Consider the following 7,650-nt stretch of genomic DNA (forward strand, 5'->3'; position numbering starts at 1 on the left):
CAGAAACGTCGCTTCGCGGAGGAAGATTCATGTTCAATCGTCGCCAGTTCATCGAACTGGGCGGCGGCGCTGCCGCCATTGCCCTGCTGCCCAGCTTTGGCCATGCACAGGCCTGGACGCCGCCGAAGGCGGTGACCGTGGTGGTGCCCTATCCCGCCGGCGGCCCGACCGACAGCCTGGCCCGCCTGGTGGCGCAGGAGATCAGCCATGATCTCGGCCAGCCTGCCGTGGTGGAGAATGTGCCCGGCGGCGCCACCGTGATCGGCACCCTGCGCGTCGCCCGCGGTCCGGCCGACGGCACGCAATTGATCGCCAGCACCAACCAGACCTTCTCGACCAATATCTCGCTGCTGCCCAATGGCGGTGGCTACGATCCGGTGAAGGATTTCGCGCCCATCGCGCTGCTCGCCGATCTGCAGCACATTCTGGTGGTGAAGAACGACCTGCCGGTGAAGAGCGTGGCCGAACTGGTGGCGCTGGCGAAGAAAGACCCCGGCAAGATCAACTGCGGCTCGACCGGCCAGGGCTCGGCGTCGCATCTGACCCTGGAGCTGTTCAAGGTGAAGGCCGGCGTCAACATGACGCATGTGTCCTACAAGGGCTCGGCGCCGCTGCTGCAGGACCTGCTCGGCGGCCATGTCGACTGCAGCTTCGCCACCACGCCCACCGTGCTGGCGCAGATCCAGGCCGGCAAGCTGCGCGCCATCGCCGTAGCCTCGCCGAACCGCTCGCCGCACCTGCCGGATCTGCCGACCGTGAACCAGGCCGGCGTGGCCGGCGTGGAGGCCGATGCCTGGCTCGGCATGTTCGCCCCGGCCGGCATTCCGGAAGCCGCCCTCGCCCGCTATCGCCAGCTGGTGCTGAACGCCATGAAGAAGGACAGCGTGCGCGAGACCTTCCTGAAACAGGGCATGGCGGTGAATGTGAAGGACGGCAAGGCCTTTGCCGCCTTCCTGCAGGACGACATCAAGCGCTGGGCCGCGGTGATCAAGACCGCCAATGTGAAGGCGGAATAAATCCGGGATCTGTGCCTCGCGCCACCGGTGGTGAGGCACAGATCGTCAGGACTGCGCGTGTGGGTGGCGGAATCCCATTCGCCTGCGGCTCCCGGTAAACGCTGCCGCGGCCAGCGGTGCCGCCTCGACAGGTTGCCAAATAATAAGCCTGAGGTATCCGGATTTTATTTTGATCCGGATCATGGATTGCACCAGTCTGCGTTGTGCATTGTCCCAACCTCCTGAGCCCCGGAACTTCGCAGGTCCTCCCCTGATGTCCGCCATCCCAACCTTCCCCACTGCAAAACCGGCGGGCCAGGATCGCATTCTGTCTGCGAGGATGCCGTGAGCGCGTCCAAATCCGTCCGGCGCAGCAGCGGCCAGATCAGCCTCGTCACCGTGATCGGGCTGACCGGCGCGCTGGTGCTGCTGTGGTTCGTCGCCGCCAGCGAAGGCGACCTGCTGGCCTATCTGAACCTGACCGGTTTCATCATCGTGTTCGGCGGCGTGACGGTCTCGGCGCTGATCGCCTTCCAGGGCCGCGAATTGCTGGCGGCGCTGCATGCCTTCGGCGCCATCTTCCGGGGCGATGCCGGCATCGGCGCCGAAATCGCCGAACTGGTCGAAGTGGCGCGCCACCTGACGCAGAAGAACATCCATGCGGCGGAAGAGCGCGCGGCCAGGATCACCAGCCCGTTCCTGCGGCTCGGCCTGCAGCTGGTGATCGACGGCACGCCGATGGACGACCTGATGCACATCATGAACTGGCGTATCCGCAAGATGGCCGAGATCGAAAGCGCGCAGGCCCGCCTGTTCCGCACGCTGGCCGCACTCGCCCCCGGTTTCGGCCTGCTCGGCACGCTGGCCGGCATGGTGGCGATGCTGCGCGAACTCGGTTCGGGCGACATCGCCCGCGTCGGCAGCGGCATGGCGGTAGCCATGCTGGCAACGCTGTATGGCGTGGTGCTGTCGAACCTGATCTTCAAGCCGATCGCCATCAAGATCGAGCAGCGCACCCAGCGCCGCATCGCCACGCTGAACATCCTGCTGGAAGGCGTGATGCTGGTGTCGCTCGGCCGCTCGCCCACCGTGGTCGCCGATGCCATGCAGGCCTTCCTCAACGAGACACGCGATGAAATCCGCACCATCTGAACTGCCCGTCATCGTGAGGATCAAACCACCCAGGCCGATGGTACGGCGCATGGCTGCCTATGCCGACCGCCAGACGCCCGAGACCGCCGAGGAAAGCGAAGACTGGGTGGTGAGCTACATGGACATGGTCACTCTGCTGATGATCGTGTTCCTTACCCTGGTCGGCATGCTGTGGCTCGACAAGAAAACCCGGCCGACCGTGATCAATGTGCTGCAGGTCGAAACCGGCACCCTGCCCCGGCATGAATTCGCCGATGCCGCCATGGCGGTCGAGACGCCGCCGGCGATGCCGGCGCGACCGGAGCAGCCGCTGCCCGCCAATGTCAGCATCGCACCGCCGATGCGGGCCACCGTTGACCGCTGGCTGGAGGCGTTGCGGCGCAACGGGCTGGAAGACCAGGTGCAGCTGCAGATTCAGGAGAACCGCGTCAGCATCGCGATCCGCGACCGGCTGCTGTTCGCTTCCGGCCAGAGCGAAATCCGCCAGGACGGCCAGCTGGTGCTGCGCCGGCTGACCGCCCTGCTGCGCGATCTGCCCGGCGTGATCTCGGTGGAAGGCCATACCGATGATGTGCCGATCCAGTCCGACCGCTTTCCGTCGAACTGGGAACTGTCGGCCGGCCGTGCCGCCGCAGTGGTACGCACCCTGACCGAACACGGCCTGCCCGTGCGCCGCCTGCGCGCCATCGGCTATGCCGATTCACGCCCTGTCGCCCGCGGCATGGATACCGAAAGCCGCGCGCGCAATCGCCGGGTCACCCTGGTGATCGAGGATTAAAGGATCATGGAACAGAAAATCAGTGCCGTCCTGCCCGCCGCAATCCCGTTGCACCAGATGGCGGCAAGGCTCCGCAAGCAGCATGCCGGCAAAATTGCCGTGCTGGTCGACCTGTCGGCCATTCCGAATATCCACAGCCGCATCATGTTCCGCAGCATGGCGCGCTTCATCGAGGAGCGCAGCCTGGGCGAGCCGATCGATGCGGTGCCGCTGGCGCGCAACATCCTGGTGCTGCTGGCGGTGCCAGAGGTGATGCAGCGTCTGCGCGACAAACTGGAAAGCCTGAGCGAGAGCCTGCGCGAGCAGCGCCATGGTTCGCTCGGATTGCGCGAGTTCGACATGGAAAGCCAGGCCAACAGTTTTGTCGATGCCGCCCGCCGCGTGATGGAGCAATCACCCGCGCCGCCATCGGAGCGCGTGGTGCCGCAGCGCGATGAACCGCCGCCGGACCTGGAGGCATTGTCGAAGGTCATCGACGTGCACAGCATTCTCTGGCAGGCCGATCTGGCCAACCAGCGCCGTCGCCAGACGATCTGGACCCTGGTGCCGAACCAGGCACCACTGGCGCTGGCCGACGAAACCTGGGTGTCGATCGCCGCCGTCGAACGCGCCATGGGCATCTCGCTGCGCGACAATATCTGGCTGTTCGGCAAGGCCACCGAATTGCTGGATCAGCGCATCATCGCGCAGATCATGGCCGAGAATGCCAGCCTGCGCCGGCCGCTGTCGATCAACCTGCATCTGGTCAGCGTGATCAGCACCGCCTTCCTGCGCCTGCTGACGGAAAAGCCCGCCGCGAACGTGCGCCAGATAATGGTGGAGATACCGCTGGTGGAATGGCAGACCCATCCCAGCCTCGCCGAAACGGCCCGGCAGATTCTGGATCGACATGGCGTGAAGCTTTGTCTGGACGGCATCCATCCGGAGAATGTGGCCGGCCTGAGCGAGCAGGACTGGCAGGCGGCGGATTACCTGAAATTCGATGCCACCGCCGACCTGCTCAGCCGGCAGACCGCGGAACTGCAGTCACTCTCTCCACAACACCAGGAAATGCTGCGCCACAAGGGCATCTTCTGCCATTGCGACAGCACCGGCGCCATCGCCGCCGGCATCGGCCTGGGGGTGCAGCATTACCAGGGCCGCGGCCTGCGGCCGTTGCTGGAGGATATCGATGCCGTGCAGCAGCTGCTCGGGATCGAGGCGGCGGAAGGCGCAACCGCGGCCCTGAAAGGCCTGTGACGTTCCGGCCACCGGCCGATAAGCCTTCCCGTGCATGGCGGTCATGCCTAGGATGCGGCAGATCAAGCCCGTGTGGAGGAAACCATGACCGTCTGGCCCGACCGGCGCATCCTGGATCTGTTCGGCATCGATCTGCCGATCCTGCAGGCGCCGATGGCCGGCGCCACCACGCCGCAGATGGTCATCGCGGTCTGCGAGGCCGGCGGACTGGGGTCGCTGCCCTGCGCCATGCTGAGCCATAATCAGACGCGCACCGCGCTCGACATCATCCGCCAGGCCACCGGCAAACCGATCAATGTGAATTTCTTCTGCCATCAGCCGCCGGCCGACGATCCGGCCCGGCTGCAGGCCTGGCGCGCCAGGCTGGCGCCGTATTATCGCGAATTCGGCCTGGATGCAGATGCGCCATTGCCGACAACCGGCCGGGCGCCGTTCGACGATTCCTTCTGCCAGCTGGTCGAACAGTACAAACCCGAGGTGGTGAGCTTCCATTTCGGCCTGCCCGAACGGAGCCTGCTGGATCGCGTGAAGGCGACCGGCGCCAAGGTGATTGCGTCAGCCACCACGGCCGAGGAAGCCGTGTGGCTGGAGCAGCGGGGCTGCGATGCCATCATCGCCATGGGGCTGGAGGCCGGCGGCCACCGCGGCAATTTCCTTTCCCACGACATGTCGCAGCAGATCGGGCTGTTCGCCCTGCTGCCGCAGGTGGTGGATGCGGTGAAGCTCCCGGTGATCGCCGCCGGCGGCATTGCCGATGCCCGCGGCATCGTCGCCGCCATGGCGCTGGGTGCCGCGGCCGTGCAGATCGGTACCGCCTATCTGCTGAGTCCGGAAGCCACCATCGCGCCCTATCACCGCGCCGCGCTGAAGAGTGTGCCCAGCGATGCCACGGCGCTGACCAATCTTTTTACCGGCCGGCCGGCACGCGGCATCATGAACCGGCTGATGCGCGAACAGGGCCCGCTGTCGCCCGATGCACCAGCCTTCCCCACCGCCGGCGCCGCATTGGCGCCGATCCGCAGCAAGCTGGAGCCGACCGGCAACGGCGATTTCAGCAATCAGTGGTCGGGCCAGGCGGCACGGCTGGCGCCGGAATTGCCGGCCGGCGAGCTGACCCGCAAGCTGGCGGCGGAAGCGCTGGCGAAGCTGGGGCGCGGCCAGGCCTGAAGGCTCAGCGCCGCAGCAGGAACTCGCGGCCGACCTTCACGCTCGGCGTGCCGTCGTAGGCGACGATATCGGCGGTGGCATAGGTTTCCACCCAGCTATCTGGAAGGTAGGAACCTGTACCAACAATATCGATCGGCGCCGAGACGCTGGCCATCACCTTGCACTTGGCAGCGTTGAAGCCCGAGGACGCGACGATCTTCACATTGAAGAAGCCAGCGCGGTCGAGCGTCGAGCGCATGTGATAGATCGCGGCACCGGAAACGCCGGTGCCGACCAGCCAGCGCAGCTCATGCTCGGTGCGATACTGGCGGATCGCGTTGGGCACATGGCGCTCCAGCACGGCGTAGGAGGCCTGCGGATCTAGGCCCTCGATATAGCGGCCGCCATGCGTATCCAGGCGAACAGCAAGCCGCCCTTCATTGGCGGCATCGGGGAAGCGGTTGCACACCGCCAGCGCATCGGTGACTTCCTGGCCGTAGTAGTCGACCAGCACGGTCATCTGCTCGCCGGGGAAGGTCTCGGCATAGAGTTCGGCGGCGCGCAGCGTCGAGCCGGCATAGCCGATCAGGGCATGCGGCATGGTGCCGAAGCCCTTCTCGTTGCCGAAGTAATGCGCGGTGGCGTCAGTGGCATTGCCGATGAAGCCGGCGGCGCCGACATCGCGCCGCGCCGCCTTGCCGCCGACCGAGGCCGCATAGGCCATCATCTCGGCCATCTCGGCGCCGGCGCAATGGCGCGCATCCATGGCGAGGAAGCGCACATTGGGCAGATCGCAGCACATCGAATAGGCGTTGTAGGCGGCGACGCAGGCCGCACCCAGCTTCTGCAGGTAGATGGTTTCCAGATCGACGACCTGTGCCATCGAGCCGCTGATATACAGCAAAGGCTCGCCGGCACCGACCCAGGTGCCTTCCTCATGCAGCAGCTCGATGCCGAATTTGGCACCGCGCGCAGCGCCGACCTTCTCCAGCCATTCCACCATCAGGCGCGGGCAGAAGATCACCGGGCGGCGCATGAACACCGCATAGGTGACCTGCTTGTCGCCCATGCGCTGGACGATTTCCTTGGTCTTCTTGAAATAGGTGTCGGTGTGGTCGGCGATCTGCCGCTCCAGCTCGGCCGCCTGGACCGGCGGCACGAGCGGCGTGACGGACGGCTTGCTGTCAGGCTTGAGCGGCATGGCGCTGCGCACCGCGGTTCATGCGTTCGAGCTTGAGCATCTCGGCAATCAGGAACGACAGTTCCAGCGCCTGCGAGGCATTCAGCCGCGGATCGCAATGGGTGTGGTAGCGGCTGGACAGGTCGTCGTCGCCAATCGCCTGGGCACCGCCCATGCATTCGGTGACATCCTGGCCGGTCAGTTCGAGATGGATGCCGCCGGCATGGGTGCCCTCGGCCAGATGCACCTCGAAGAACTGGCGCACTTCCGACAGGATGCGGTCGAACGGCCGCGTCTTGTAGCCCGATGTCGAGGTCAGCGTGTTGCCATGCATCGGATCGCAGGACCACACGACGCTGCGGCCTTCCTGTGCGACCTTGCGCACCAGCGCCGGCAGATGCTTCTGCACCTTGTCATGGCCCATGCGGGCAATGAGAGTGAGACGGCCGGGCCTGTTCTGCGGATTGAGGGTGTCGATCAGCTTGATCAACTCGTCCGGATCGGAGGTCGGGCCGCATTTCAGGCCGATCGGATTGAGCACGCCGCGCAGGAATTCGACATGCGCGCCATCGAGCTGGCGGGTGCGGTCGCCGATCCACAGCATATGCGCCGAGGTATCGACCCATTCGCCCGAGGTGGAGTCCACGCGGGTCATCGCCTGCTCGTAGCCGAGCAGCAAAGCCTCATGGCTGGTGTAGAAATCAACCGTGCGCATTTCCGGCGTGCGCTCCGGCGTGATGCCGCAGGCTTCCATGAAATCCAGCGTTTCGGTGATGCGGGCCGCGACATCCTGCCAGCGTTCGGCTTCCGGGCTCTTGGCGACGAAGCCGAGATTCCAGCCGTGCACCCGATGCAGATCGGCATACCCGCCCGAAGCAAAGGCGCGCAGCAGGTTCAGCGTCGCCGCCGCCTGGCTGTAGGCCTGAACCTGACGCATCGGGTCCGGCACGCGATTGGCGGAATCGAAATCCATGCCGTTGATGATATCGCCACGATAGCTCGGCAGCTCGACATCGCCGCGCTTCTCGATATCGGACGAACGCGGCTTGGCGAACTGGCCCGCGAGGCGCCCGACCTTCACCACCGGCAGGGCGGCGCCGAAGGTGAGGACGACGGCCATCTGCAGCAGCACGCGGAAGGTGTCGCGGATGTTGTTGGCG

The 7,650-nt window shown here is 65.7% G+C and carries 7 protein-coding genes; 5 read left to right on the top strand and 2 right to left on the bottom strand.

Annotated features, from left to right (window positions below; genetic code table 11):
- Positions 1–29: 29 nt before the first annotated feature.
- From OJJ21_RS10655 to OJJ21_RS10675, 5 genes are all read left to right on the top strand, one after another.
- Positions 30–1,016 (top strand): tripartite tricarboxylate transporter substrate binding protein, encoded by a 987-nt coding sequence (locus OJJ21_RS10655; RefSeq protein WP_297685988.1) that lies wholly within the window; start codon positions 30–32, stop codon positions 1,014–1,016.
- A gap of 324 nt (positions 1,017–1,340) precedes the next feature.
- Complete coding sequence (locus OJJ21_RS10660; RefSeq protein WP_297685990.1) at positions 1,341–2,147, top strand: MotA/TolQ/ExbB proton channel family protein; 807 nt, start codon at positions 1,341–1,343, stop codon at positions 2,145–2,147.
- Complete coding sequence (locus OJJ21_RS10665) at positions 2,128–2,925, top strand: OmpA family protein (RefSeq protein ID WP_297685992.1); 798 nt, start codon at positions 2,128–2,130, stop codon at positions 2,923–2,925. The genes OJJ21_RS10660 and OJJ21_RS10665 overlap by 20 nt, the downstream gene beginning before the upstream one ends.
- Before the next feature lie 6 nt (positions 2,926–2,931).
- Positions 2,932–4,164, top strand: a complete 1,233-nt coding sequence (locus OJJ21_RS10670) for a hypothetical protein (RefSeq protein ID WP_297685994.1) — start codon at positions 2,932–2,934, stop codon at positions 4,162–4,164.
- Between the two features lie 84 nt (positions 4,165–4,248).
- On the top strand, positions 4,249–5,331 hold the full coding sequence (locus OJJ21_RS10675; protein WP_297685996.1) for a nitronate monooxygenase: 1,083 nt from the start codon (positions 4,249–4,251) through the stop codon (positions 5,329–5,331).
- Between the two features lie 4 nt (positions 5,332–5,335).
- Here the strand turns inward: OJJ21_RS10675 and OJJ21_RS10680 are convergent, their stop codons facing one another.
- Together OJJ21_RS10680 and OJJ21_RS10685 are read right to left on the bottom strand one after the other, a co-directional pair.
- The gene (locus OJJ21_RS10680) at positions 5,336–6,511 is read right to left on the bottom strand and encodes a nicotinate phosphoribosyltransferase (protein ID WP_297685998.1); all 1,176 of its coding nucleotides are present in this window, start codon (positions 6,509–6,511) and stop codon (positions 5,336–5,338) included.
- Positions 6,495–7,650 (bottom strand): class II 3-deoxy-7-phosphoheptulonate synthase (locus tag OJJ21_RS10685; protein ID WP_297685999.1); only part of this gene is annotated, 1,156 nt, incomplete at its 5' end. The genes OJJ21_RS10680 and OJJ21_RS10685, both read right to left, overlap by 17 nt.

The sequence above is a fragment of the Ferrovibrio sp. genome, assembly GCF_025869515.1.
Lineage (GTDB): Bacteria > Pseudomonadota > Alphaproteobacteria > Ferrovibrionales > Ferrovibrionaceae > Ferrovibrio.